This window comes from Parendozoicomonas sp. 2304DJ65-17, assembly GCF_058148445.1.
Genome location: NZ_JBYVJV010000007.1, coordinates 196,788 through 222,045, shown reverse-complemented (window position 1 = coordinate 222,045; position 25,258 = coordinate 196,788). Strand labels below are relative to the sequence as shown.

Annotated in this window: 25 protein-coding genes; 11 read left to right on the top strand and 14 right to left on the bottom strand. The window is 48.6% G+C overall.

The genetic code is table 11. From position 1 onward, the window contains the following. Positions 1–22 precede the first annotated feature (22 nt). The 3 genes from ACY2RR_RS17795 to ACY2RR_RS17785 are packed head-to-tail and all read right to left on the bottom strand — an operon-like array spanning position 23 to position 2,169. A complete protein-coding gene (locus ACY2RR_RS17795; RefSeq protein ID WP_490109520.1) occupies positions 23–619 on the bottom strand; it encodes a hypothetical protein in 597 nt (198 codons plus the stop codon). Continuing rightward, positions 620–1,501, bottom strand: coding sequence for a 4-hydroxybenzoate octaprenyltransferase (gene ubiA, locus ACY2RR_RS17790; RefSeq protein ID WP_490109519.1), 882 nt, complete (start codon positions 1,499–1,501; stop codon positions 620–622). It abuts the gene before it with no gap. Next, positions 1,498–2,169, bottom strand: coding sequence for a chorismate--pyruvate lyase family protein (locus ACY2RR_RS17785; RefSeq protein ID WP_490109518.1), 672 nt, complete (start codon positions 2,167–2,169; stop codon positions 1,498–1,500). Before ACY2RR_RS17785 ends, ubiA begins: the two co-directional genes overlap by 4 nt. Before the next feature lie 258 nt (positions 2,170–2,427). Between ACY2RR_RS17785 and ACY2RR_RS17780 the strand changes: the two genes are divergently transcribed. Continuing rightward, positions 2,428–2,703, top strand: a complete 276-nt coding sequence (locus tag ACY2RR_RS17780; RefSeq protein WP_490109517.1) for an HU family DNA-binding protein — start codon at positions 2,428–2,430, stop codon at positions 2,701–2,703. A 188-nt stretch (positions 2,704–2,891) separates the two neighbouring features. Next, positions 2,892–3,278, top strand: coding sequence for a helicase (locus ACY2RR_RS17775; protein ID WP_490109516.1), 387 nt, complete (start codon positions 2,892–2,894; stop codon positions 3,276–3,278). 71 nt (positions 3,279–3,349) lie between these two features. On the opposite strand, the gene ACY2RR_RS17770 is transcribed toward ACY2RR_RS17775, so the two are convergent. Further along, positions 3,350–4,633: an L-cysteine desulfidase family protein gene (locus ACY2RR_RS17770; protein WP_490109515.1), complete on the bottom strand. Its 1,284-nt coding sequence runs from the start codon at positions 4,631–4,633 to the stop codon at positions 3,350–3,352. Between the two features lie 156 nt (positions 4,634–4,789). Between ACY2RR_RS17770 and ACY2RR_RS17765 the strand changes: the two genes are divergently transcribed. Both ACY2RR_RS17765 and ACY2RR_RS17760 read left to right on the top strand, forming a co-directional pair. Beyond that, the gene (locus ACY2RR_RS17765) at positions 4,790–5,242 is read left to right on the top strand and encodes an Lrp/AsnC family transcriptional regulator (RefSeq protein WP_490109514.1); all 453 of its coding nucleotides are present in this window, start codon (positions 4,790–4,792) and stop codon (positions 5,240–5,242) included. A 158-nt stretch (positions 5,243–5,400) separates the two neighbouring features. Beyond that, the gene (locus tag ACY2RR_RS17760) at positions 5,401–7,086 is read left to right on the top strand and encodes an NAD-dependent malic enzyme (RefSeq protein WP_490109513.1); all 1,686 of its coding nucleotides are present in this window, start codon (positions 5,401–5,403) and stop codon (positions 7,084–7,086) included. Here the strand turns inward: ACY2RR_RS17760 and recG are convergent, their stop codons facing one another. Then, positions 7,087–9,183, bottom strand: a complete 2,097-nt coding sequence (recG, locus tag ACY2RR_RS17755; protein WP_490109512.1) for an ATP-dependent DNA helicase RecG — start codon at positions 9,181–9,183, stop codon at positions 7,087–7,089. A gap of 12 nt (positions 9,184–9,195) precedes the next feature. Then, positions 9,196–10,110, bottom strand: a complete 915-nt coding sequence (locus tag ACY2RR_RS17750) for a hydrogen peroxide-inducible genes activator (RefSeq protein ID WP_490109511.1) — start codon at positions 10,108–10,110, stop codon at positions 9,196–9,198. Positions 10,111–10,336: 226 nt separating this feature from the next. Between ACY2RR_RS17750 and ACY2RR_RS17745 the strand changes: the two genes are divergently transcribed. Then, the gene (locus tag ACY2RR_RS17745) at positions 10,337–11,191 is read left to right on the top strand and encodes an SDR family oxidoreductase (RefSeq protein WP_490109510.1); all 855 of its coding nucleotides are present in this window, start codon (positions 10,337–10,339) and stop codon (positions 11,189–11,191) included. Here ACY2RR_RS17745 and ACY2RR_RS17740 read toward each other — a convergent pair. Further along, entirely contained in the window at positions 11,184–12,890 is a 1,707-nt protein-coding gene (locus ACY2RR_RS17740) for a multicopper oxidase family protein (RefSeq protein WP_490109509.1), read from the bottom strand. The two genes, ACY2RR_RS17745 and ACY2RR_RS17740, sit on opposite strands and share 8 nt — an antisense overlap. Positions 12,891–13,103: 213 nt before the next feature. On the opposite strand from ACY2RR_RS17740, the gene ACY2RR_RS17735 reads away from it, so the two are divergent. The 4 genes from ACY2RR_RS17735 to ACY2RR_RS17720 all read left to right on the top strand — a co-directional run bounded on the left by ACY2RR_RS17735 (position 13,104) and on the right by ACY2RR_RS17720 (position 16,202). Continuing rightward, positions 13,104–13,877 carry an ABC transporter ATP-binding protein gene (locus ACY2RR_RS17735; protein ID WP_490109508.1) on the top strand — a complete coding sequence of 258 codons (774 nt, stop codon included), beginning with the start codon at positions 13,104–13,106 and terminating at the stop codon, positions 13,875–13,877. A 76-nt stretch (positions 13,878–13,953) separates the two neighbouring features. After that, a complete protein-coding gene (locus ACY2RR_RS17730) occupies positions 13,954–14,703 on the top strand; it encodes a transporter substrate-binding domain-containing protein (RefSeq protein WP_490109507.1) in 750 nt (249 codons plus the stop codon). 83 nt (positions 14,704–14,786) lie between these two features. After that, positions 14,787–15,515, top strand: coding sequence for an ABC transporter permease (locus tag ACY2RR_RS17725; protein WP_490109506.1), 729 nt, complete (start codon positions 14,787–14,789; stop codon positions 15,513–15,515). A gap of 3 nt (positions 15,516–15,518) precedes the next feature. After that, positions 15,519–16,202 (top strand): ABC transporter permease, encoded by a 684-nt coding sequence (locus ACY2RR_RS17720; RefSeq protein WP_490109505.1) that lies wholly within the window; start codon positions 15,519–15,521, stop codon positions 16,200–16,202. Positions 16,203–16,307: 105 nt separating this feature from the next. On the opposite strand, the gene ACY2RR_RS17715 is transcribed toward ACY2RR_RS17720, so the two are convergent. The 3 genes from ACY2RR_RS17715 to ACY2RR_RS17705 form a co-directional block, all read right to left on the bottom strand. Further along, complete coding sequence (locus ACY2RR_RS17715; protein WP_490109504.1) at positions 16,308–16,931, bottom strand: pyridoxamine 5'-phosphate oxidase family protein; 624 nt, start codon at positions 16,929–16,931, stop codon at positions 16,308–16,310. A 12-nt stretch (positions 16,932–16,943) separates the two neighbouring features. Next, complete coding sequence (locus ACY2RR_RS17710; protein WP_490109503.1) at positions 16,944–17,408, bottom strand: nuclear transport factor 2 family protein; 465 nt, start codon at positions 17,406–17,408, stop codon at positions 16,944–16,946. A gap of 62 nt (positions 17,409–17,470) precedes the next feature. Further along, complete coding sequence (locus tag ACY2RR_RS17705; RefSeq protein WP_490109502.1) at positions 17,471–18,004, bottom strand: carboxymuconolactone decarboxylase family protein; 534 nt, start codon at positions 18,002–18,004, stop codon at positions 17,471–17,473. A gap of 134 nt (positions 18,005–18,138) precedes the next feature. Between ACY2RR_RS17705 and ACY2RR_RS17700 the strand changes: the two genes are divergently transcribed. After that, positions 18,139–19,041: a LysR family transcriptional regulator gene (locus ACY2RR_RS17700; protein WP_490109501.1), complete on the top strand. Its 903-nt coding sequence runs from the start codon at positions 18,139–18,141 to the stop codon at positions 19,039–19,041. Positions 19,042–19,257: 216 nt separating this feature from the next. Here ACY2RR_RS17700 and ACY2RR_RS17695 read toward each other — a convergent pair whose 3' ends face one another. The 4 genes from ACY2RR_RS17695 to rpoZ form a co-directional block, all read right to left on the bottom strand. Then, positions 19,258–19,647 (bottom strand): RidA family protein, encoded by a 390-nt coding sequence (locus ACY2RR_RS17695; protein WP_490109500.1) that lies wholly within the window; start codon positions 19,645–19,647, stop codon positions 19,258–19,260. 82 nt (positions 19,648–19,729) lie between these two features. Next, positions 19,730–20,713: an endonuclease/exonuclease/phosphatase family protein gene (locus tag ACY2RR_RS17690; RefSeq protein WP_490109499.1), complete on the bottom strand. Its 984-nt coding sequence runs from the start codon at positions 20,711–20,713 to the stop codon at positions 19,730–19,732. Positions 20,714–20,779: 66 nt separating this feature from the next. After that, positions 20,780–22,903 carry a bifunctional GTP diphosphokinase/guanosine-3',5'-bis pyrophosphate 3'-pyrophosphohydrolase gene (gene spoT / locus ACY2RR_RS17685; RefSeq protein WP_490109498.1) on the bottom strand — a complete coding sequence of 708 codons (2,124 nt, stop codon included), beginning with the start codon at positions 22,901–22,903 and terminating at the stop codon, positions 20,780–20,782. A 103-nt stretch (positions 22,904–23,006) separates the two neighbouring features. Continuing rightward, positions 23,007–23,258 (bottom strand): DNA-directed RNA polymerase subunit omega, encoded by a 252-nt coding sequence (rpoZ, locus tag ACY2RR_RS17680; RefSeq protein ID WP_281645782.1) that lies wholly within the window; start codon positions 23,256–23,258, stop codon positions 23,007–23,009. A gap of 574 nt (positions 23,259–23,832) precedes the next feature. On the opposite strand from rpoZ, the gene ACY2RR_RS17675 reads away from it, so the two are divergent. Then, positions 23,833–25,221 (top strand): aminopeptidase, encoded by a 1,389-nt coding sequence (locus tag ACY2RR_RS17675; RefSeq protein ID WP_490109497.1) that lies wholly within the window; start codon positions 23,833–23,835, stop codon positions 25,219–25,221. The last annotated feature ends 37 nt before the right edge of the window (positions 25,222–25,258 follow it).

Genomic DNA, 25,258 nt, shown 5'->3' with positions numbered 1-25,258 from the left:
CGAAATTAGTTATTTTTTATGGTCATTTAAGGACGACCGGGAGAGTACCAAGAACTTTGTAATGGCGCTTCGTGGAAGGCTCCTCGCAAACCCAGTACTTTCGCAGTTTTTTTATAACTTTGAAGGTTTTTTTGTTTTCTATCTGAAAGGTATCCCCCGGAGATAAATCATTCAGGGTTTTACCATTCACCGGTTTTTTTAGAGACTGTAGATGGTTGTCGTGACCGCTGCTGGCTCTAGGGTTGATGCTGTGCTTCTGAAGGACGTGTGTTGTTTGCTCATCCAAAACCTCCAACGCAAGAAGTTCATGAAGCTTTTGGCGATAGTTGGCTTTCCATTCTTCACCATGAGGAGCCACCTTTCTTCCGTATTGGTTCCAGGTATGCACATGGGCAACCTCATGGGCGAAAGTAATAAGAAACTGCACCGGTTCAAGGTTACAGTTCACACTGATTCTGTGGGGTAATCCACGAGTGGCTGGTCTGAAGTCCCCCAGTTTGGTTTTTCTAGGGCGTGAAATGCGCATCTGAATATTGTCATTTACCAGCCAGCTGACACAAAGGGATTCTGTACCATCGGGGAGGTAAGGTGCCAGCTGTCGGGAAAGTTCTGGATTCATTTATACGGTTAGGCAGCGATCAACAATAATGCCGGTAAGAACAGCCAGCCCAGCCCAGTGGTTTGAAAGAAAGGCCTTGAAGCACTCGTCACGGTCTCGGTTCTGGGTCATACGACGCTGGTGGAAAAACACTCCAGTCATTCCGGCAAGGCCAAGATAGTAAGCAACCCCGGAGCTGGTAATCAATCCGGTAATAACCAGTATTCCCAGAGTGAGTCCCTGTAAAACCTGAATGATCAGATTGTCATATTTACCGAAAAGAATGGCGGTAGATTTAATACCAATCTTCAGGTCATCGTCTCTATCTACCATTGCGTATTGAGTATCGTAAGCGACTATCCACAACAAACATCCGGCAAACATTAGCCAGGCAGTAGGAGCAACCGTTTCAGTTTGTGCAGCCCAGGCCATTGGGATTCCCCAAGCAAAAGCCGCTCCGAGCACAAATTGTGGAAGGTTAGTAAACCGCTTCATAAACGGATAAATAACCGCCAGAGCAGCACCGGCAAATGAGAGCTGAATGGTTAAGGTATTTGTCATTAAAACCAGAAGAAAAGAAGCCCCCAGCAATACAGAAAAGAGCAGCAGCGCTTCTTTCTCTGAAATCTTGCCTGTTGCCATGGGGCGATTTTGGGTGCGTTTTACGTGACCATCAAGGTTGCGGTCAGCAAAATCATTAATCACACACCCTGCGGAACGCATCAACAGTGTGCCCAGGGAAAAGATAATCAAAAGGCCGAAGTCCGGCCAGCCATCAGCTGCCAGCCAGAGTGCCCAGAGTGTTGGCCACAACAGCAGAAATGTACCGATAGGACGGTCAAAGCGGGTGATCTGAATATAATTTTCTAACCGGGTAGATACAGATGTTGGCATGCTGCTCATACGGGCAGAGCTCCCGCCATAGTCTGATCGTTTTCCATGAAGTCTTCTTCAGGTAAAAAGTATTCGCAAACAGCAAGAGGTTTGTGATTCAGGGTGAAAAGAGACCTGCGCCCCCAAATATCTTCGTGTGCAGAGTTTATTGTACGGGTCAGCTCTATAGGGCCGCGCTCAAGGTTTGGTTGAGAAAAAAGAAATGCACCAAGGGGGCGATCCTTCAAAAACAGAAGTTGCCGGTTTTTCCCCTCCAGGCTTGAAGCGGGCAGAATACTTCTGGCGAACACCTTGGGTATTCCGTTGCAGAGCAGAGTGACTTCTCGGATGCTGGCTTGCTCCCTCTGGTTCATGGAGAGGAAGTTTCGCTCATCCAGAGTCGGTCTGTCCCAATCATGGAACATAACCTGCACTTCGAAAGTGCCTGGAAAGGTTTTTTTGAGTCGGGCGGTCAGCGATCCTGTATCCAGAAGCCAGTGTTTCCAATGTTCAGGAATACTCCACGGCAAAGTATCCGTGTCATACCAATGCTGTTTGTCCAGATTAAGAGGGCGAGACGGCATAGTGTTACTTACTTTCTCCAGCGCATCCGAGCCGTATTTTGCCGCAGCATGAGGGATAAAGCACGCTGGCGCAAGTATTTGTACGTGGCGCTTTCGTGCTTTTTTAGAAAACATTGCACATCAACGATTGTGGCTATCTTTATGGTTTTTGTATGTTTTTTGTTCAGGGTGGCGTTTTTAGCCCTATATAAGGTGATAAATGGTATTGCCCTTCAATAAACGCTGCTTTAAGGTTGATTCCAGTGCTGGCACTTACACAGCCTAAAATGCTAATTAAGTTAGTGCTGCCTGTTCTCGGTTGTGAGCTCTGGATGAGCTCTCCAGGGAAAACAATAAAAACAATCATAAATAAAACGGATTCGAGAGGGAGCTATGCGCAAGCCCGAACTTGTTGCTGCTATTGCAGACCAGACAGACCTGAGCAAAGACAAAGCTGGTCAGGCACTGTCAGTTATCATCGAACAAATTACTCAGGCGCTGGAGCGTCAGGAATCAGTTAACCTTATCGGTTTCGGTTCTTTCACTCAGCGTGCCCGTGGTGCTCGTACCGGTAAAAACCCACAGACCGGTGAGGCTATGGAAATTCCTGCCAGTAACACTGTTGCTTTCAAGCCTGGTAAGGCCCTGAAAGAAGCTGTGAACAAGTAATTTGTTCCCTGTGCTGGCACGTGTCTCTCACAAATAGCCTCTTGCCAGCACATTAATACTCCTCCCTGTTATTCTTCTATTTTCCCACTGTTGACCCTATTAACTGCCAATCAGGGCAAAAATGCACTGGCCTGACGCAGGTTTGTCTATAGAATGCTTGCTGGTTATCCAGAGTGGGGGAAGTATCTGTGAAGTTTCGGTTGCTGCTTTTAGGCCTGGGCTTTCTTATGAAGCGAGCCAGTGCCAACAATTCTGCGTTTCAAAAGAAGCTGGAAGGAAAGGACATGTCCTTTGAAATTTCCAGTGATGATGGTGTGTGCCGTAGCTTTACTGTGAAGAATAATAAGGTGACCAGCAAAAGTGGTGCAGCGGTAGACCCTGAATTCTGCCTGCGTTTTAAGTCATCTCAGGAAGGCTTTGCAGCTCTTACTGCCAAGAATGCTCAACTTGCCTTTATGAAGGGTATTCAGGATAAAACTATTCGCGTGGAAGGTAATCCCATGAGCCTGATGTGGTTCCAGGGAATTGCTGCGATGGTTGTGCCAAAGAAGAAAAAGAAAAAACAGGCCGCCTGATTATTTTAATCGGCATTTAAAATACAAAAAGGTGCTCTTTGGTCAGAGCACCTTTTTATTTTGGGGAACTCTTACTTGGCAGTCATGATTTTCAGAATCATGGTGTCGGTTTCTTCCATTCCCTGATTGCCCAGCAGGCCAATATTATCGATGGTCTTTTCCAGATCATCTTCGATGATGCCTTCATGGCCGGAGATGCGGGTACCATCCAGAGCCATCAGCGCAGCTTTCACTGCAGCAGCAGCGGACGTGGAAACTTTCAGTGAACAACCGGTTTTAGCACCGTCACAGAACATGCCGGTCACATCACCGAACATGTTGAAAACAGTTTTGCTGGCAGTTTCAAAATCTGCACCCAGCAGCCAGGCAATAGCCATGCTGGAACCAGTTGCTGCTGTGGTTGCGCCACACAGAGCAGACAGCGTTTTCAGGTGTGACTTGATATGAATTGCAGAGAGGTGACTCATAATCAGTGCACGAATCAGCTGCTCCTCAGAAGCGCCAATACGTTCAGCGACAGCAACAACAGGCATGGTGGCAGAAATGCCCTGATTACCACTGCCGGAGTTGCTCATGGCTGGCAGCATCGCACCGTCCATACGGGCATCAGATGCAGCGGAGGAGCGCATCATGGCGGAAACGGCCAGATCTTCGCTCAGGTAGCCTTTCTCAATGTTGTTGCTGAAGGTTTTACCAATCTTCAGACCGTAGTCGTTTTTCAGACCTTCAACAGAGAGGGCACCGTTAATTTCTGCGGTCTTGAGAATAAAACGCAGTTTGTCCAGATCACCCTGAGTTGCAAACTCAAAGATGCTTTCCATAGACAATTCCGGGAACTCAACAGCAGAAGTTCCTGCTCCAGCATCTTGAATAGATGCTGGCTGAATGGCTTTACCGTTCAATTCCTGAAGGGTTACGTTTGTGTGGCCGTCACGGATAATAACGCGGGCAGTATCTTCACCAGCTGTTGCCAGTACTTCTGAGTAAAGTACAGAGCTGGTTTCAATAATGGTAATGGATACCAGGTTGCTGTCTACCATCTGGCGGGCAGACTGAACATATTCCGGATTCACATCAGCCAGAACTTCCAGACCTTTTTCAACAACGCCGCAAATGCTGCCAAGAGCCGCAGCGATAGGCAGGCCGACTTCACTGGTACCGGGAATGCCAACGCCCATGCCGTTTTTCAGCAGGTTTCCGCTAACAAGAATGTCCAATTTTTCTGGCTGACGGCCAAGCAGCTCTGTTGCATGTGCTGCAGCCAATGCAGTCGACACCGGTTCAGTACATCCCAGTGCAGGCTTAACACGGTCATTGATGATGGCAACAAAACCATCCCATTCTGGACGCCACATTTTACTTTGTTCCCCAATGTGTAAGGTAGAGAGGAGGTGAGAGAACGGTTAGTTTAAGGGCGGGCCTGTGGAAAAGTCTGTTCGTCTTATGCTGTGTTATTACATAATTGTAAAAATAAAATGTTGTTTTTTCTTTTGTTGTGGAAAGTTTTTATCGTGGATCAAAAAGATCGGAAAATATTAGCTGCTCTGCAGGAAGATTCTTCTCTCTCTCTTAACGATTTGGCTGATAAAGCAGGCCTCTCATCAAGCCCGTGCTGGAAACGCGTCCATAAACTGGAAGATGAAGGTTATATCCGTAAACGGGTGGCGCTGATTGATCAGGATAAAGTTGGTCTTCCCTTATCAGTTTTTGTGCAGCTGAAAACCCGCAACCATAATGATGACTGGTTGAAACACTTCGCCAATACCGCCTCACAGTTTGAAGAGGTTGTTGAACTTTACCGCATGGGCGGAGAATGGGATTACATGATGCGGGTTGTGGTGAGCGACATTCATGCCTATGACCGGTTTTATAAAAAGTTGATTAAGGCTATTCCTGATCTCAGCAAAGTGTCGTCTTCTTTCGCGATGGAGCAAATCAAGTACACGACAGCTCTACCTTTGTAAGCAGCAAGTATAGGTATTATGTGAAGCTGTAAGAAAAAGTTGACCTTGGTCTACTTATATTTTGCTTCGTGCTTTTATTCTTGCGGCATTTTTCAGGCGCTAATCCTAAAACAACCCGGGGCCGGGTTGTTGCTATCGCCCTTCTAGTAGATGCATCAATGAACGAAACCAATACTTCCGGCATTCATACCGGTTTAACTGGCCGTATGCTGTTGGAAAACTCCCTTCTGAACAAAGGAACCGCTTTTTCTATGGAAGAGCGCAGCGAGCTTGAGCTTCACGGCTTGCTGCCCCCACGAGTTGAAACTCTTGAAGAGCAATGCCGACGCGCGTACAAATCTTTTTCTCTGAAGCCGACTCCTATCCTTAAGCATATTTTTCTCCGCGCTTTGCAGGATACGAACGAAACTCTTTACTACGCATTAATTCAGCGTCATCTCGAAGAAATGCTGCCAATTATTTACACGCCGGTTGTTGGTCAGGCCTGTCAGCGCTTCAGTGACTTGTATCGTCGCCCACGGGGTATTTTCATCTCTTATCCTGAGCGGGATCAGATGGATGCAATGCTGGCGAATTTCAAACGCAACATTGAAGTGATTGTTGTGACCGATGGTGAACGTGTACTGGGGCTTGGTGACCAGGGCATCGGTGGTATGGGCATCTGCATTGGTAAGCTGGCACTGTACACCTCTGTTGGTGGAGTAACGCCAAACCTGACTCTGCCAATCACTTTAGATTGCGGTACCAACAATCAGGAGCTGCTGGACGATCCTGCTTACCTGGGCTGGCGCCATAAGCGCATCAGTGATGAAGAGTACTACGAGTTTGTTGATTCCTTTATTCAGGCATTGAAGCGCCGCTGGCCCAATGTTCTGCTGCAGTTTGAAGATTTCGCCATTGATCACGCTACTCCTTTACTGGACAAGTACAAGGATGAAATCTGCTGCTTTAACGATGATATTCAGGGAACCGCTGCGGTAGCTGCTGCGACTTTGGTTTCTGCCGCTCGGGTTGCAGGCAAGAATATTGAAGACCTGAAGATCGCTTTCCTTGGTGCTGGTTCTTCCGGTTGCGGTATTGCCGAGCAGATTATTCGTCTGATGGTTAGCCGTGGCCTGACTGACGAAGAAGCTCGGCGTCGTATTTATATGGTAGATCGCTTTGGTGTGCTCGATGAAACCATGGAAGGCCTGCGCCTGTTCCAGCAAAAACTGGTTCAGCAGAAAGCGAACATGGAAGGCTGGGCTTCTGAAGACGGCGTATTCATGGCTGACGTTGTGCGTGAAGCCAAGCCAGATGCCATTATTGGTGTCTCTGGTCAGCCGGGTCTGTTCACTCAGAATATTATTGAGAACATGGCTGAAAACCATGAGCGCCCAATAATTTTAGCGCTCTCCAACCCAAGCAGCCGTATTGAGGCAACGCCTGAGAATATTATTAAGTGGACAGACGGTCGTGCTGTGGTTGCGACTGGCAGCCCATTTGAACCGGTTGAACATAAGAATCACGCTTACCCGATTGCTCAGTGCAACAACATTTATATCTTCCCAGGGCTTGGTCTTGGGGTAATGGCTTGCGGCGCGACCAAAGTTTCCGATGCCATGCTGGATATTTCCGTAGAGACTCTGGCGAACTGTTCCCCGGCGGCAACAGATCGTAAAGCTGTACTGCTTCCAGAGCTGGAAAAGGTGCAGGATGTAACTTGCGCCATTGCTCTGGCCGTAGCTCTGCAGGCGCAGAAAGAAGGTCTGGCACCGGAACACTCGGAAGAAGAGCTTAAGGAACTTATCCATTCCCGTTTCTGGAGCCCAGAGTACCGCCAGGTTCGGATGGCGTACTGCTAATCAGGCATCAGCAAAGCGGTCACCCATGGGCAGCCAGCGATCAATCAATGGTTGAGCGTGGGTGGGCGCTTCCCGCAGTAATTGTTCTGCGGAACCCTTAATGCTTTCCAGCAGAACTTTATCTCGTTCAAGGTCGGCAACCCGGAACTGCACCAGGCCGGTTTGGCGTGTTCCCAGAACTTCTCCAGGACCACGAAGCTCAAGATCTTTCTCTGCAATCACAAAGCCATCGCTCGAATCCCGCATCACCTGCAAACGTTCTTTACTCTGTTGAGAAAGAGGTGGGTGATACATCAGCACACAATGGCTGGCCACGCTGCCCCGGCCAACACGACCTCGGAGCTGATGAAGCTGGGCCAGACCTAACCGCTCAGGGTTTTCAATAATCATCAGGCTGGAATTGGGAACATCTACGCCTACTTCTATTACTGTTGTCGCCACCAGAAGGTGCAGATGGCCTTCTTTAAATGCGGCCATGACTTCTGCTTTCTCCGCTGGTTTCATGCGGCCATGAATTAAGCCGATAGAAAGTTCCGGCAGGGTTTTCTGCAATTCTTCCGCTGTGACTTCCGCAGCCTGACATTGCAGCGCTTCTGACTCTTCAATAAGCGTACAAACCCAATAAGCCTGCCGCCCTTCAAGGCAGGCTGCACGAACACGTTCAATAACCTGTGGGCGACGATCGTCGCCAATGACTATGGTGTTTACAGGTGTGCGGCCGGGGGGCAGTTCATCAATCACTGAGAGATCAAGATCGGCATAAGCACTCATCGCCAGCGTTCTGGGGATGGGAGTTGCCGTCATAATCAGCTGGTGGGGCATGGCTCCGATATTTCGGCCTTTTTCCCGCAATGCCAAACGTTGATGCACACCAAACCGATGTTGCTCATCAATAATTGCCAAAGCCAAATGGCGAAACTCTACGTCATCCTGAAACAGGGCGTGGGTTCCCACTACAACTTCAGCTTCGCCAGTGCGAATCAACTCCATCTGCTGTTCGCGCTTTTTGCCTTTAGTTTTACCGGTAAGCCAGGCAACGGTGATGCCTAAAGGTTTCAGCCAGTTATGAAAGTTGTTGTAGTGCTGCTCGGCCAGAATTTCCGTTGGAGCCATCAGCGCAGCCTGAGATTTGCTTTCTACAGCCTGCAGTGCAGCGAGTGCGGCGACAACTGTTTTGCCTGAACCAACATCTCCCTGAACAAGGCGTAGCATGGGAGATTCAGAGGACAGGTCTTTCTGAATTTCTTGCGCCACCCGCTGTTGCGCCCCTGTTGGTGTGAACGGCAGGTTATTGAGGAATTTATCCACAAGCTCGCCAGTACCGTGAAGTGCCAGGCCTTGTTGTCTGCGAACCCGCTGGCGAATTTGCTGGAGGCTCAGGTGGTGAGCAAGCAACTCTTCAAAGGCCAGGCGTTTCTGAGCTGGGTGCTGGCTTTCCATAATCTGGAAAACATCGGCATCGGGCGGTGGATGATGCAGAAATCGCACAGCATCTGTTAACTGCCAGAGATTATGTGGGCGGCGGATTGGTTCAGGCAGCCACTCCTGTAAAGCTTCTGGATGTTGTAAAAACTTTAGAGCTTGCTGACACAGTCCGCGAATTCTTAGCTGTGTGAGCCCTTCCGTTGCCGGATAAACCGGAGTCAGAGTTTCCTCAACAGCATCAGGGTTATCATCGTCAAGAACTCGATACTCTGGATGGTAAAGCTCCAGCCCGTGAGCACCGCGGCGGGGTTCGCCAAAACAGCGAACTGTGGAACCTTTTTTCAGACTGTTTTTCTGGGCTGCACTGAAGTGGAAAAAGCGCAGAGTTATGATGCCGGTGCCGTCTTTCACTTTGCAGATCAGACTGCGCCTGCGGCCCATAGCAACATCAACGCCAGCAATTTGCCCTTCAACAACAGCATCCAGCCCGAATTGCAGTGCACCTATAGGTGTAATGTGAGTTCTGTCCTGATAACGAAGGGGCAGGTGAAACAGCAAATCTTGCAGGGTTTTTATACCAATCTTTGCCAGTTTTTCAGCCAGCGCTGCTCCCACACCTTTCAGTGTTGTGACAGGAACTTCGTGCAAAGCTTTTGCTGCTGACTGACCCACCTGAACTCCTTATCAGCCTTTAATTACCGGACACTGTCGTACGGCTTCTTCCAGTGCGTCTATTGCTTTCAAACGTGGGAAGCTTGCCCGCCAGGCAAGAGCTACGGTCCTACCCGGTGCCGGGTTGCTGAAGGGGCGGGTAGTGAGCATATTCTCTGCATAATGATTACTGCTGCCCATAGCTGACTGTGGAAGAACAGTGACACCCATCCCGGAAGCAACCATATGGCGCATGGTTTCCAGCGAGGTGGCCTCGATGGTTGTTTTCTTATGGCTGTTGTCGTCTTTGTTGGTGAGTGCCGGGCAAGCTTCGAGGATTTGATCCCTGAAGCAGTGGCCTTGTCCCAACAAAAGAAGATCGGTTTCTGCCAGGTCACCAACCGGAATCTCATTCCGTTTAGTCCAGGGGTGATTGCCGGGCATCAGTACAGAGAAGGATTCATCGTACAGAGCCTTGGTAACAACATCGGCTTCGGTGAATGGTAAGGCAATGATGATGGCATCCAGCTCACCAAGGCGCAGACGGTGGCGCAGTACATGGGTGAAGTTCTCTTCAACATACAGCGGCATGTCCGGAGCTATACGACGAAGTTGCGGCACCATGTGTGGCAGAAGATAAGGGCCGATGGTGAAAATGGTGCCAATACGCAGTGGGCTGGAAAGCTGATCCTTGCCTTCGTTAGCGATGGATTTGATGGCCGATGACTCTTCCAGAACTTTCTGAGCCTGCTCAACAACTTTGCTGCCAAGGGGCGTGACCCTGACTGCAGACTTGCTGCGCTCAAAGATGGCGACACCAAGTTCGTCTTCCAGCTTTTTTACTCCCACGCTTAAAGTGGGCTGACTGACGAAGCAGCGTTCTGCGGCCTTGCCAAAATGACACTCTTGGGCGAGTGCAACGATGTATTTGAGTTCTGTCAGAGTCATTGGCTAATAATACTGTAAATTTAAACAGTTGGAACAGCCGAAGACCGCTATAAACCAGTAGTGAAACTGGCTATAAACTACGAACGCAGAGATAAAACCTTCAGCTTGCTCTATTGTTGGTGCCTTGCTGTTAATTAAGTTTTTCTATTAACTGGCGTGAGAATAATAAACCAAATCCGGCATAAAGCTGAGTCTGATTACTATCGAAATATTTGTGAGGGTAAATATGGCTTTCTCTGAAGTGGCTCCAGTAACCCTGATAGTTGGCTGTGGAGATGTGGGGAGTCGTCTGGCTACAGAGCTTTTGAGTCATGGTCACAAGGTTTATGGGTTGCGCAGGGATGTATCCCGGTTGCCGGAAGGTGTAAATCCTGTTGCCGCTGATTTGGTTGCCGGTGAGCTTGGAGAGTGGCCTGGACATATAGATTTCGTCGTGTATTGCGCAGCGGCAGGCCGCCAGGGTGAAGAAGGCTACCGCAAGATTTATTTTGAAGGGCTGGAGCATGTTATTAACAGGCTGAAAAACAATAAGGATCAGCTTAAGCGCCTTTTCTTTACTTCTAGCACTGCTGTTTATCATCAGGCTAATGGTGAATGGGTTGATGAACTTTCCCCAACACATCCTGAGCGGTTTAACGGCCAGATTATGCTGGAGTCGGAAAAGCTGGCCCTGGATTCTGATTTGCCAGCAACAGTGGTTCGTTTCGGTGGTATTTATGGGCCGGGGCGAAACTATATGCTGAAGAAAGTTCAGAGCGGCGAAGTTTACAGTGATGATCCGGTGATCTTTGGTAATCGTATTCATGCCGATGACTGTGCAGGAATGCTGGCTCATCTGATCGATCTGGAACTGCATGGAAAGTGTGTACACCCCCTTTATCTTGGGGTGGACTCTGATCCTGCACCACTATCAGAAGTGACTTCATGGTTAGCTCAACAGATGGGAGTGGCGCCAACCTGTGAAATTCATGGCGGAGGTCGAGGGGGAAGTAAACGGTGCCGCAACCAGAGAATTCTGGATGCGGGTTATCAGTTTCGTTTTGCCAATTACCAGGAAGGTTACCAGGCTTTGCTTAGTTAGCAGGGTTATGTAGTTCCTCGTAGCCAGCTCTATTCCTGTGCTTGTTTATGTAGTGCCTTATAAGGCACATACCGCCCGCGGTACAGAATGTTACTAGAGCTGTAAATGACGGAACGCCTATTGTGACTCCCCATTTCCATGCTGGCCATGAATTGTCGGGATTATTCTCACACAGAGAATGCAGGTGTTTTTTACCGGTTACATGGATATAACCCATCATACCCTGATCTTCGTGAGGCAGGATGTGGCAGTGCATAACATAGTCGCCTTCAAATCCATCACTCTGATAACCAACTTTGATTTTGTTGTCGTAGGCGACGGGAAGGTCGGGGAGAAATATGGTGTCGTGCCAGTCTCCAGTTAGAAAGTAGTTATCGTCTTCCTGTCCGCCATCCATTAACAGCTGGAACGGGGAGATGTGAATATGGAACGTATGGAAGTTAATATTTTCCAGAGTGAAGTTCTGGGTTGTTTCCAGCTCCATGGTGTAGGCCGGTTCTGAAATATTGAATGATTGACCGTTGAACAAGAATGTATCTGTCGAAGCATCATCTGTCAGGGAAAAGGTGGTGCTCCCTTTCGCAGAGGTGTTTCGCAAATCAGGCAAATAACATGGATAGCTGTAGCAGAGTTTGGGTAACGCATCGGCGGCAGGTTTCTCGCTTGGCAGAATCCTGAGAGTCAGAAGGTTTCCTTCCCATAAAAGCTCATTGGTACTTTTTATCTGGGCGGATTTCAGTTCCACATCACCCGTGGAAGAACACTTGATTGCGATATCTGCACGTCCACCTCCAGGCAAAGTTGAGTGCGTCACTTCCCGTGGGGCATCGTTGAGATAAATACCATCTTTGGCCAGTAGCTGGAACTCACAGTTTTCTGGCTTGTTAATTTCCAGCCAGCTCATCATTGCACCGTTAAGAAGGCGTAGGCGTGTCCACTGGTTGGCTTCGATTTCAAGATAAGGGTGGCTTTGGCCGTTCACCAGAAAACTGTCGGCATCTTCGCTGATTTGAGCTTGAGAGCAGGATTTTTTTGGTTCAGCTTGCCAGAGGTCGTCATTAGCTTTGCTGGTCATCAGCCGCATCTGATCCAGTTTTATCTGGCTAAATACCAGTAGCTTCTCTGGCATGTTGCTGATTGCTGCGGGAATTTTATCGGCTTTGCTGTCTTCAACAATGATGGCGCCAATAGCTCCGCCACCAACCTGAATTGCTGTCGAACCATGAAAGTGTGGGTGGTACCAGTAGGTTCCAGAGGTGTGATAGTCAGGGACATCAAATTCAGACTTTAACTCCTGACCGCCAGTGATATCTGTATACAGAACATCATCGGCTCCAACTGCAGGAGAAACATGAAGCCCGTGGGTATGAAAGTTGGTAGTGTTTGGAGCCCGGAATGTATTGGGGGTTCCCTGTGACTCATCCACAGGCAGGTTGTTAATCAGGTGAACATTCAACGCATCGCCCTTATTCAGATGCAGGGTTGGACCGGGAGACGTTGGAGCAGCATCACCCACCTGATAAAGACGTGTTGTGATTGTATGGCAGGGTGTCTCTAAAGTGCCTTTGGTAAGAGATACTGTGAAATCCAGTTTGCTGTTCTTACTGTTTAGAACCTGTGGCTCAACTAACGGCTCCTGAGCTGCCGCCAGCTCAATAAATGCAAAGGCACTTAGAGCCAATGAATAAAATGCCTTCATAACACTCTCTCATGTTGAAATCTTCCTATGAGACAGTGCCTACAAAGATTATGACTTAACCAGATAGTCAGTTTCGCTTGGCAGATATGTGCCCAAAAGTGGTGGGATTGGCTCTAAAACGGGTTTTTTTCTGGAAGCGAGTGCGTTGACAGGGTAAGTTATGGCGTCAGAGCAGATAACAACAATATTATTTTAATAAAGACCGGGGGTCAGATGTACCAGGCACCTGTCGCACTAGAGCTGACAGATATTCACAAGCGTTTTGGGGATCTTGAAGTCCTTAAAGGCGTGTCTTTAACAGCCCATGATGGTGATGTGATCTCCATTTTAGGCTCCAGTGGCTCCGGAAAAAGTACCCTCCTTCGTTGCATTAACCTCCTTGAAAATCCTTGTCAGGGAAGTATCTCTGTAAATGGTGAAGAGCTTCGTCTGCAGACCAGACCTGACGGTTCAATGGAAGCGGCGGATGAAAAGCAGTTAGCAGCTATTCGTTCCCGGCTGGGCTTTGTATTCCAGAACTTTAATCTCTGGCCGCACATGACCATCCTTGAAAATATTATGGAAGCACCGGTTCATGTGCTGAATCGCTCCAAGGCACAGGTAAAGGACTTATCTGAGTCATTGCTTGAGAAGGTTGGGTTAGCAGATCGTGCCCATTATTACCCAGCACAGCTGTCTGGTGGGCAACAGCAGCGTGTTGCCATTGCCAGAGCCTTGGCAATGGAACCTCAGGTGATGTTATTTGATGAACCAACTTCTGCACTTGACCCAGAGCTGGTGGGTGAAGTGCTTGGTGTGATGCGCAGCCTCGCGGACGAAGGCCGCACCATGCTGATTGTGACCCATGAGATGAAATTTGCCCGGGAAGTTTCTGACCGGATTGTGTTTCTTCATCAGGGGCGCGTAGAAGAAGAGGGTACACCGGATGAAGTATTCGGTTCGGCCCAGTCTGCCCGTTGCCGGGAATTCCTGGCAACTGCCGTGTAAGGCTGCAGACGGTTGTTAATAAAAATTAAAAGTTTCACAAGAACACAAACACAACTAGAAAACAGCGGAGCAGAAGATGAACAAGTGGATGAAAGCCGGTGCGCTGGCAGCAGGTGTTTTGGCAAGCACGATGGCAATGGCTGGAGACAAAATCCGTATTGCCACAGAAGGCGCCTGGGCTCCTTTTAATTTTGTTAACGAACAAGGGCAGCTGGCTGGCTTCGATGTTGATATTGCCAATGCTCTGTGTGCACAGATGAAAGCAGACTGTGAAGTTGTTTCTCAGGACTGGGACGGCATGATCCCGGCTCTGAAAGTGCGTAAGTTCGACGCAATTGTTGCCAGCATGTCTATTACTGAAGAGCGTCTGAAGCAGGTGGACTTCACTGATCACTATTACTCTGGAGGCCTGCGTTTCCTGGGAGCTAAAGGCAAAGCTCTGGAAACCACCAAAGAAGGCCTGAAAGGTAAAGCTATCGGTGCTCAGCGCTCTACTGTTGGCGGCCAATACCTGGAAGACAATCTGGCGGATGTCGTAACCGTTAAGCTTTATGACAACCAGGAAGCTGTTTACCTTGATCTGATTGCTGGCCGTCTGGATGGTGCCATCTCTGATGAGCTGCCAACTTACGACTGGCTGAAGAGTGAAGCTGGCCAGAACTTCGAGTACAAAGGCGAAGCCTTCGCCAAGAATGACAAGATCGGTATTGCCATCCGTAAGAATGATGAGCTGAAGCAGAAGCTGAATGATGCGCTGCAGGCAATTCGTGAAGATGGTACGTACGAAAAGATCAACGCCAAGTACTTCCCCTTCTCCATTTATTAATGGTGCTAGCCACAGCCTGATGTTCAGGCTGTGGCCATAACAATAAAAACGATTGCAGTACCTCGTTTAAAGGATGACCTGTTTTGTTATTTGATGGTCTGTTTGATGGTTTTACCGCACAGCTTTTAGCGGGCACGGTGATGACCGTGAAAATTACTCTGGCAGCAACAGCGCTGGGCATTTGCCTTGGTTTGCTGGGAGCCTCTGCCAGAATGTCAAAAGTTCTACCTGTTCGCTGGCTTGGCGATGGATATGTTGGATTTATCCGGGGCATCCCTGAACTTCTTATTGTTTTCCTGATTTATTTTGGTTCTACACGGCTGTTGATGTTTATCGCCTCGCAGTTCGGTTACAACGAATATATAGAGTTAAGCCCCTTCATAGCCGGTGTTATTGCCCTGGGTTTAACGTTTGGCGGCTACGCGACAGAAGTTTTCCGTGGTGCTTTTCTGGCGATACATCCCGGGCAGAAAGAAGCTGCCGAAGCTTTGGGAATGAGTAAAGGGCGCATCTTCTTCCGTATTCAACTGCCGCAGGTGTGGCGAGTGGCGTTACCGGGCCTTGGTAACCTGATCCTGGTGTTAATGAAAGACACCGCACTGATCTCTGTTATTGGCCTGGAAGAACTCACCCGTAAAACATCAATGGCGGTTACAGCAACCCGTGAACCTTTTACCTGGTATTTAACAGCCGCCTTTATGTATCTGGCTCTTACGGTTATTGCGACACTGCTTCTGAATTATTTTGAAAAGCGCTCACGCCGGCATGAAATGCCTGTACAGAGAACTGCTGTAAAGCTGGCGGAGGGTTAAAAGATGGATTGGTCTGTTGTTGCTGAATACTACCCTCGTTTGCTTGAAGGGGCATGGACAACCCTACAGCTGGTTGTTTTATCCGGTGTGATTGGGGTTATTCTGGCCGTGCCTATGGCTCTGGCCCGTATCTCCGAGAAGAAAAGATTTAATTTGCTTCCACAAGCTTATATTTTCTTCTTTCGTGGCACGCCGCTTCTGATTCAGATATTTCTGATTTATTACGGACTGTCTCAGTTCGAAGTTGTCAGGGAAAGTTTCCTGTGGCCATTTCTCCGGGAGCCTTACTGGTGCGCCATTGTGACCTTAGGGCTGCATACCACGGCCTATATTGCGGAAATCCTGCGTGGTGCCATACAGGCAATTCCTAAAGGTGAAGTGGAAGCCTGTCGTGTAATGGGGATGAGCAAGTTCACAATGTATCGCAGAATCCTTCTTCCACGGGCTTTTGGCATTATGCTGCCAGCTTACGGTAATGAAGTGATTCTGATGCTTAAAGGCAGTGCGCTGGCGAGCACGATAACCTTGCTCGATCTTACCGGTATGGCACGAACGATTATTGCCCGCACCTATACGCCAGAAGAAATTTATATTGCGGCAGGTGTGATGTATCTACTGATCAGCTGGCTGTTTATGCTGTTTTTCAAAGTGCTGGATAACTTGTTTAACAAGCATCGTTTGGCTTAACAGATTTTGTCCGGCCTTCTCTGGAAGGTCGGATAATGTATCCGGTGATTTTTGTTTCGTTGTTGTCTTTGCGACGTAGGCTTAAAGAAATTTTCCCTTTAATGCTCAAACACGAGGTCTTGCTTTCAGTTTTTGAACCATCATTTCTAACTCGGCAATGCGTGCATCTCTCTCTTCCAGAGCCTGTTCAACAAGTTCACTGTCAAAGCGTTGTGGAATATGTTGAGGACAGTTTCGATCGATGGCTTCAACTGTGAACCTGAACACTTGCTCAGGCCGTGCTCGATAAACGCTCGAATTTGACATTAACTCTTGTAGCAATTCAGGATCATTTTCGATGAACTCCGCTGTGCCCCAGATTTTCACTCGGGTTCTGTTCGTATAATCGATAAGAAAAATAAAAGCTCTGGGATTCTCGATCAGATTTCCCTGACTGATGAATTGTTTGTTGCCTTTGTAATCGGCAAACGCCAGAGTCTTACTGTCCAGCACTTTTAAAAAACCTGGTGGGCCTCCTCTGTGCTGAATATAGGGCTGACCGACGGCGTTCGCGGTCGCTAAAAAGAAACTTCTCTGTTCAGCAACAAACTCAGCCAATTGAGGTGATATCTGTGTCTCCCAGCTACCGTTTTTCTCCATCTGGGAGTAAGCATTCCTCGACCCTTTGCGCTCTTGGATGGTCTTGACGGTATTTGTAAAAGCTATATCACTTGAATAAGTCAACATCATTGACTCCTCCCGTTAAAGATCAAGGTCACTTAAGCCCGGATGATCATCCGGGCGTCGCCCTTGTGGCCAACGAAACTTTCGATCTTCCTTTCTGATAGGCAAGTCGTTAATGCTTGCGAAGCGGCTGGTCATCAGTCCGTCTTCGTCAAAAATCCAGTTCTCATTCCCATAGGATCGAAACCAATTGCCGCTGTCGTCGTGCCACTCATAGGCATAGCGCACAGCAATACGATTGTCTTTGAACGCGAAGAGCTCTTTAATCAATCGATACTCGTTCTCTTTCTTCCATTTTTCGGTAAGAAAGACTTGAGCTTCCGCACGGTTGGTTATGAACTTTGAACGGTTTCTCCACTTTGTATCTGTCGAATAAGCAAGGGCGACCTTTTCAGGGGCGCGGTTATTCCAGCCATCTTCGGCGAGCCGAACTTTCTCACGCGCGGTTTCTTCCGTGAATGGCGGTAATGGGGGGCTGGGCATGACTTCGCTCTTCTCTTCTAATAAAGGGTGGCGCCTGCCACCCCGGGTTTAGATCACGGTGTTCAGACAGCCGGAAAATCTATTTCGGTGCCGAGCACTTCGTTCATGTAGTTGGTCAGAGTGTTTAAAGCCACATGGCCAACAATTTCAACAATTTCCGCATCGCTGTAACCGGCGCTACGAACAGCTTCTACATCACTGTCTGAAACCTTGCCGCGTGCGTTGGTAACTTTGACGGAAAACTCAACAGCCGCTGCCGCCCTGGCATTGGTTGATGTGCCGCCCCGAGCCGCATTTATTTCGTCCGCGCTCAAATTGGCAACGTTCCTACCCAGATAGTTGTGTGCCGCGAGGCAGTAGTTGCAACCATTAACCTCAGCAACCGCAAGTGCAATGCGTTCGCGTGTCTGCGGGGCCAGACTGCCATTGCCAAGTGCGCCGTTAAGACCGAGATAACCCTCGAGGGTTTGGGGGCTGTTCGCTACGATTCGAAACAGATTAGGCACGCTGCCAAGAAGGCTGTTAACAGCTTCCAGTGAGCCTCTGGACGCCTCTGGAGCGGCATCGATAGAAGCCGGAGTTGGAATACGGGGCATAGGGTTACTCCTGATGATTGTGGGTTGGAGTAACTCATCATAAAATTACGATTTATAGAAATAATTGATAAATAATAGAATATTCTATTGCGTGAAATGCAATAATTGGAGCCAAAGACAGTTGTGGGTTTCAAATGGATAAACTTGAAACAATGCGGGTTTTTGTTGAAGCGGCAGAATGCCAGAGTTTTGTGGCAGCCAGCCGAAACCTTGAATTGTCTGCGCCTGCGGTAACCCGTTCAATAGCACAGCTGGAGCATTCCCTAGGTGTGCGTTTGTTTAACAGGACGACGCGCCAGGTGCGCCTTACTGAATCGGGCGAGCGCTACTATAATGATGCCAGACTCATTCTTGAGCTTATCCATGACGCTGAAGCGGCGGCTTCCGGTGTCTATGCTGAACCTAAGGGGGTGTTACATGTAACCGCCCCTGTTCTGTTCGGACAAATTCACATAATTCCTATAATCAGCGAGTACCTGCGAAAAAATCCGGCGGTGAACGTAAAGGCGGTATTTTATGACAGGGTGGTCAACATCCTCGATGAAGGTCTGGATGTTGCCATTCGTATCGGCCATTTGAAGGACTCCAGCCTTTTTGCCACGTATGTTGGTAATATCCAGAGGGTCGTATGCGGCTCACCAGACTATCTCGAAACACATGGTACACCGGCATGCCCCGATGATCTCTCAGAGCACGCCATTATACAAGCGACCACGGTCGAGCCATCGACGACCTGGCGGTTTGAGTCATCCAGTGGTAGGGCATCGGTAAAACTTGTCCCTCGACTGTACTGTAACCAGAACTGTGCAGCCATTAGCGCGGCTAGAAATGGTTTGGGGCTCACCCGTCTAATGTCTTATCAGGTTGGAGAAGATATCTCTAAAGGGATGCTGGTTAGAGTATTGGAAGATTATGAGCCGGAGCCTCTACCCGTTAACATTGTTTATCTCAATGGACGTAAAGCCAATGCAAAGGTTCGTTCATTCATTGACCTAACTGCTGAAAGACTGAGAGCGAACCCTTTCATCAATTATTAAAGAGCGAAATTGTCATTTACATGGGCTAGTTAAGAAGCCTCTGAATAAGTTGAATAAATCCATGCATTTTAGAATTTAAGAATCTCATGGATAAAAATTGAGAGAAATGTAACGGTGTGCACATAACAACAAAGCCATAGCTATTGGCCTACATTTGGACAATCTCCCCTAAGTGGGGTTCATGACTTTGTTGTTAATAAATTCTGGGTGTTGAAATTAAGCGCTCAGGGACAGAATTGCTTCAACTTCTACAGGTACACCTTTAGGCAGCTCTTTTACACCGACAGCTGCACGTGCAGGGTAAGGCTCCTGAATGAACTCAGCCATAACTTCGTTCACCTGAGGGAAGTTGCTCAGGTCAGTCATGGAAATGTTGATTTTAACGGCATCTTGCAGGGAACCACCGGCAGCTTCAGCAATAGCTTTAAGGTTTTCAAAGCACTGGCGCGCTTTAGCTTTGAAATCGCCTTCAACGATTTCCATAGTGGCAGGAACCAGAGGAATTTGGCCAGAAACGTAAACGGTGGTGCCTACCTTAACAGCCTGAGAGTAGGTGCCGATGGCGGCAGGTGCATTTTCAGTATGAATAATCTGCTTATTGCTCATTGTGAAGCACTTAATCGTTGGGTTTGAGGGAGAAACGAGCATGGCAGCTTGTTGCACTTCAGTCCATAGCATAAACGTTACGTTATTTTTTCAACTCTATTGTTGCCTGGATGGGGAAGTGATCAGAAAGCCCCCGGCAACTGTCCTCTGAACAAACGCTGGCAGAGATAAGGTTTGCCCGGTTATAAAAGATAAAGTCGATTATGGTGTTTGGTTTTCCCGGGTGGGTCGTTCGTTTGGATGCAGGCAAGTCTTTATGAGCATCTTGAAGTTCAGCGTTATGCAACGGCTTCAACACATAAGTGCTTTTAAGGCCCAGACGAGCCTCTACAAAGAATGTGTGGGTGTTCATATCTCCGCCAACAACAACTGGCGTTGTTACCGACTCTAAGTGCTTGGCGATTTCTGCAGTCTGGTCATGGCGGTGGTTGGCATCTTTAAAGTGAGATGCCAGGTGTGTTGAGTACACGCGCAGAGTTTGCTCACCAATAAGCACATCAGCTGACAGAGCCATTCGGCCGCCAACTCTGAGTTCTTCATCGCGGTTAAATACATAACGTTTGCTGGCAGATTTGAAGCGGATCAGTTCAACATTTCCCATTGGGTAACGGGAAAGGATGGCGTTGCCGTGCTCGCAGAAATCATCCACCTCTACAAACTCAACTCCATAGACGTAATACATTCCCAGCTCGCTGGCGAGGTATTGAGCGATTTGCCTGTAGCCGGTTCTGGCACAGCCTCTATCGACTTCACTGAGTAAAATAATGTCTGGCTTCTGGGCTTGGAGCCATGCGGCAATTTTGTGTCGCTTGTAACCGCGCTCAATGTTCCACTCAACAATCTTCAGTTCATCCTTTGGCTGTGCCGGAAATCTGGTTCGGTTTTCACCTTCAAGGGAGCAAGAAATATTAATTTTGTCTTCAAGAGTGGCAGCGCTATGGCTGGCTTCCGGGCAAAGCCTTACAGATGTATTTGCAAAACCCTGCCATGGGAATTCATCAAATTCCTGATTGGCGAATAAAGGGGCACTGAAAAGAAGAGATGCAAAGAGAAGGAGTGGTTTCATGATGTCCCTGTTTCCGATGAAAACCTTATGGAAGGTTTATCGGAAGCAGGGAAGGGGAGATGAGGCTTAGACCTCTTTCTCCCGGGAGATGGAATGCACACCTCTGATGGTACGCATACGCTTGATGATTTGAGCCAAATGCACCCGGTCTCTTACGCTGATTAGAACCAGAGCCTTGCTGCAGCGGGTTCCCTGCTCTTCCACGCTGATCTTTTCAATGCTGGCTTCAGCAGCAGTAATCGCCGTGGCGATCGAGGCAATCATGCCCCGTTGCTGATCAACCTGAACATTGAGCTCAACGGTGAATTCACCCTGAACGTCCTTATCCCAGTCCACTTCCAGAATTTTTTCCGGGCTGTGGCGAATCTCTGAGATATTACTGCAGCCCTCGTTGTGGATAACCAGTCCACGACCGGAGCTCACGTGGCCAACAACAGGATCGCCAGGAATTGGATGGCAGCAGCGGGCGAAGCTGATAATCATGCCCTCTGTGCCTTTGATCGTCAGAGGTTTCTCGGGGCTGGAGGTATCCAGCTGATCCGGCTCCATAAGCTGGATATCGAGCAGTCGGCGGGCAATAACATAAGCCATGCGATTGCCAAGGCCGATATCTTCCAGCAGTTCATCCAGCTGCACACAGCCGGTATGAGCAAGAACGGCGTCCAGGCTGTTCTGGGAAATCTTTTCGAGGCTGCTGCCAAGGCTGACCAGAACCTTGTTCAATAGGCGGCGACCAAGGGCAATAGATTCCACCTGGCGCTGATTCTTCAAATAGTGACGAATATTGGAGCGGGCTTTACTGGTAATCACGTAGTTCAGCCATGCCGCGTTGGGGCGTGCACCGGGAGCGGTGATAACCTCAACAGTTTCGCCACTGTTTAATGTCTGGCTCAGGGATGCCAGTTTCCGATCGATCCGGCAGGCAACGCAGGTGTTACCAATGTCGGTGTGAACGGCATAGGCAAAGTCTACAGGTGTCGCACCCCGAGGCATTTCCATAATGTCACCCTGAGGAGTGAACACGTAAACCTCATCAGGGAACAGGTCGACTTTAACGTTCTCAATAAATTCGAGAGAGTTACCGGCTGTCTGCTGAAGTTCCAGCAGGTTTTGCAGCCAAGAGTGAGTACGGCTCTGGCTGCCCACCAAAGCCTCATCGCCAGACTTATAGAGCCAATGGGCAGCAATGCCGTTGTTAGCCATATCCTCCATTTCCTGCGTACGAATCTGAATTTCTACAGGAATGCCGTGAAGGCCGAAGAGAGTGGTATGGAGAGACTGGTAACCGTTGGCTTTGGGAATGGCGATGTAATCTTTGAAACGACCAGGGATGGGTTTGAAGAGGTTGTGGACAAGTCCGATGGTTCGGTAACAGCTATCGACACTGTCCACGATAATTCGGACACCAAACACATCCATAATGTCTGTAAACGATTTGCTCTGCTCTTTCATCTTGGAATAGATGCTGAACAGATGCTTTTCCCGCCCCATAACCCGACCTTTCAGGGATTCACTTTCTAGTCGGTTATTAATGCTTTCAACAACACTGCTCACGATTTCTTTGCGATTGCCGCGTGCTTTGCGAACTGCCTTTAAAAGCAGGTTGGCTCGCATGGGGTACATGGCGGTAAAGCAAAGATCTTCCAGTTCTATACGAATCTGGTGCATACCCAAGCGTTGCGCCAGCGGTGTATAGATATCGAGAGTTTCTTTGGCAATACGTCGTCGTTTTGCAGGACGAAGTACACCAAGGGTGCGCATGTTGTGAAGACGGTCGGCAAGTTTTACCAGAATAACACGAATATCACGGGCCATGGCCAGAGCCATTTTCTGGAAGTTATCTGCCTGGGCGAGGGTTTTGTCTTCGTACTCAACATGGGTCAGCTTGCTGACACCATCAACAATTTCGGCAACAGTTTCGCCAAACTGTTTTTGAATAGCACTTTTAGGAATGCTGGTGTCTTCAATAACATCATGAAGCATCGCTGCCATCAGGCTTTGATGATCCATATGCATATCAGCAAGAATGCCGGCGACAGCTAAAGGATGGGTAACGTAGGGTTCGCCGGAACGGCGCTTCTGGCCGTCGTGAGCTTGTTCGGCGTAATAATATGCACGCCGAACCTGATTAATCTGATCAGAATTCAGGTAGCTTTTCAGCCGCCATGCCAGATCATCTATGGTCGCCAATACCCGCTCCTCCTTTCAGGCGTGAACTTCTTCCTGACTGTGAACAAACGGATATTGCATGTCGCGACCTTGCTCGTACAGGTATTTTTGATCGGAGAAGGAATTAACCTTCGAGCCCGGCCAGCAGCATACCTGCATCGTCATCTTCACGATCTTCCAGATCGATCAGTTTGGGATCAATCTTGCCTTCAGCGATTTCACGCAGGGCAACAACAGTTGCTTTATCGTTTTCCCAGTCAACCTTGGGGTCCTTGCCACCAATAGTCAGCTGGCGTGCACGCTTGCTAGCGGCCATAACCAGTTCAAAACGGTTGTCTACATGATCCAGGCAGTCTTCAACGGTTACTCGCGCCACGGTGTGCTCCACTCTCTGTTTAAGCAAGCTGATTCAGCTTGTCTATATAGGCTGTTCCAGGGCCGCATTAAGAGCTGCAAGCCAAGGTTTGTACAGGATTTCGGATGTCAGGATTACAGTGTAGCTACAGGGTGAATCTGTAGGTAAATCCTGCGCTGTGCTGGTCAAACACAGACAACAACCCGCAAACTGCCAGTTTACTTAATAAATGGCGATTTTGACAAGGCGGGAAACTCACCTTTCTACTGCCCGGAAACCTGTCGTTATGGGGATTCGAGAAGAGCTGAAAGGTTTTTGAACAGGAATAACAGATAGCCCCATAGTGGAAAAAACTAAAAATGAGCGAATAAACAGAGTTACAGGTGTTCCTGACTCTGGGAAAAAAATTGCTTTAAATCAATAACTAACCTCACTCTCAGTAATATTCTGCTCCGCAATTGTTAATCCCAATTTGAAATAGTGCCCGACATGGTTCGACAGGCACTCGAATCGCTGTTGGGTATTGTAAATACCTGGAGATGATTTGAATCGGTAACTGATTCTGTCCAACCGGTTACAAATCCAAGGAATTGAAATGCTGTACAAACAGGAAAGTGGCTGGAAACAGCTGAAAGGCGAAGAGCGTCAGGAGATTATTAACTTCTGTGAGCCTTACAAAGCGTTTCTGAACAAGGCGAAAACAGAGCGTGAATTTGTTATCGAATCCCAGAAGGTGGCTGAAGAGCACGGCTTCGTAGATGCGATGTCTAAAGACATTCTGAACCCAGGTGACAAGGTTTTCTTCAACCTGCGTGATAAAAACCTGGTTCTGGCAGTTATCGGTAGCGAAAACATCTCCAAAGGCGTGAACTTTGTTGTTTCCCACGTGGATTCCCCACGTTTGGACCTTAAGCAGAAGCCTTTGTACGAAGACTCTGAGTTTGGTCTGCTGAAGACTCATTACTACGGTGGTGTGAAGAAGTACCAGTGGGCTTCCCGTCCTCTGGCCCTGCACGGCGTTGTGGCTCTGAAGAGCGGCACCAAAGTGAATATCACCATCGGTGAAGACGAGAATGATCCTGTTTTCGTTATTCCTGATCTGCTACCTCACCTGGATCACAAAGTTCAGCGTGACCGCAAAGCCAGCGAAGTGCTGAAAGGCAGTGAGATGCACGTTCTGGTGGGTTCCATTCCTTGCGAAATCACCGACGAAGAAATCAAGGATCTGGTGAAGTACAACGTTCTGCAGAAGCTGAACGAGCAGTACGACATGACTGAAGAAGATTTCATCTCCGCAGAACTGGAACTGGTTCCTGCTGCCAAGGCACGTGACGTTGGTCTGGACCGTGGTCTGATCGGTGCTTACGGCCACGATGACCGTATCTGCGCATGGACTTCTGTTCAGTCCATTATCGATCTGGATCACACTCCTGAGCGTACTGCTGTTTGCTTCCTGGTTGATAAGGAAGAGATCGGTTCCAACGGTTCTACTGGCCTGGAATCCCGTTACATTGAGCACTTTATGGAAGAACTGGCTGCACGTATGCCAGCCAGCAAAGACGATCGTCACGCTGTTCGTCGCAGCTTCTGGAATTCCCGTGCTCTGTCTTCCGACGTAAACGCTGGCCTGAACCCACTGTTCAAGCAGGTTCACGATTCCCAGAATGCTTCCAAGCTGGGTTACGGTATTGTTCTGACCAAGTACACCGGTGCTCGTGGTAAGAACGGCAGTAACGATGCTGACGCTGAATTTGTAGGCGAACTGCGTGCTCTGTTTGATTCCCACAACATCACCTGGCAGACAGGTATGCTGGGTGAAGTAGACGAAGGTGGCGGTGGTACTGTTGCCATGCTGTTGGCTCAGTACGGTATCCGTACTATTGATGCTGGCGCTGCGCTGCTGTCCATGCACTCTCCAATGGAAATTGCTTCCAAGTTTGACGTGCATGAGATCTACCGTGCGTACAAGGCTTTCTACGCTTAATCCGCCGTAGAAAGTAAAAGGCCGAATGCTTTTAGCA

Bases quoted from the DNA above. Each gene is read 5' to 3' on its own strand.
- ACY2RR_RS17795 (WP_490109520.1), bottom strand. From the start codon at position 619: ATGAATCCAGAACTTTCCCGACAGCTGGCACCTTACCTCCCCGATGGT.
- ubiA (WP_490109519.1), bottom strand. From the start codon at position 1,501: ATGAGCAGCATGCCAACATCTGTATCTACCCGGTTAGAAAATTATATT.
- ACY2RR_RS17785 (WP_490109518.1), bottom strand. From the start codon at position 2,169: ATGTTTTCTAAAAAAGCACGAAAGCGCCACGTACAAATACTTGCGCCA.
- ACY2RR_RS17780 (WP_490109517.1), top strand. From the start codon at position 2,428: ATGCGCAAGCCCGAACTTGTTGCTGCTATTGCAGACCAGACAGACCTG.
- ACY2RR_RS17770 (WP_490109515.1), bottom strand. From the start codon at position 4,633: ATGTGGCGTCCAGAATGGGATGGTTTTGTTGCCATCATCAATGACCGT.
- ACY2RR_RS17760 (WP_490109513.1), top strand. From the start codon at position 5,401: ATGAACGAAACCAATACTTCCGGCATTCATACCGGTTTAACTGGCCGT.
- ACY2RR_RS17750 (WP_490109511.1), bottom strand. From the start codon at position 10,110: ATGACTCTGACAGAACTCAAATACATCGTTGCACTCGCCCAAGAGTGT.
- ACY2RR_RS17745 (WP_490109510.1), top strand. From the start codon at position 10,337: ATGGCTTTCTCTGAAGTGGCTCCAGTAACCCTGATAGTTGGCTGTGGA.
- ACY2RR_RS17740 (WP_490109509.1), bottom strand. From the start codon at position 12,890: ATGAAGGCATTTTATTCATTGGCTCTAAGTGCCTTTGCATTTATTGAG.
- ACY2RR_RS17735 (WP_490109508.1), top strand. From the start codon at position 13,104: ATGTACCAGGCACCTGTCGCACTAGAGCTGACAGATATTCACAAGCGT.
- ACY2RR_RS17730 (WP_490109507.1), top strand. From the start codon at position 13,954: ATGAACAAGTGGATGAAAGCCGGTGCGCTGGCAGCAGGTGTTTTGGCA.
- ACY2RR_RS17720 (WP_490109505.1), top strand. From the start codon at position 15,519: ATGGATTGGTCTGTTGTTGCTGAATACTACCCTCGTTTGCTTGAAGGG.
- ACY2RR_RS17715 (WP_490109504.1), bottom strand. From the start codon at position 16,931: ATGATGTTGACTTATTCAAGTGATATAGCTTTTACAAATACCGTCAAG.
- ACY2RR_RS17710 (WP_490109503.1), bottom strand. From the start codon at position 17,408: ATGCCCAGCCCCCCATTACCGCCATTCACGGAAGAAACCGCGCGTGAG.
- ACY2RR_RS17705 (WP_490109502.1), bottom strand. From the start codon at position 18,004: ATGCCCCGTATTCCAACTCCGGCTTCTATCGATGCCGCTCCAGAGGCG.
- ACY2RR_RS17700 (WP_490109501.1), top strand. From the start codon at position 18,139: ATGGATAAACTTGAAACAATGCGGGTTTTTGTTGAAGCGGCAGAATGC.
- ACY2RR_RS17695 (WP_490109500.1), bottom strand. From the start codon at position 19,647: ATGAGCAATAAGCAGATTATTCATACTGAAAATGCACCTGCCGCCATC.
- ACY2RR_RS17690 (WP_490109499.1), bottom strand. From the start codon at position 20,713: ATGAAACCACTCCTTCTCTTTGCATCTCTTCTTTTCAGTGCCCCTTTA.
- ACY2RR_RS17675 (WP_490109497.1), top strand. From the start codon at position 23,833: ATGCTGTACAAACAGGAAAGTGGCTGGAAACAGCTGAAAGGCGAAGAG.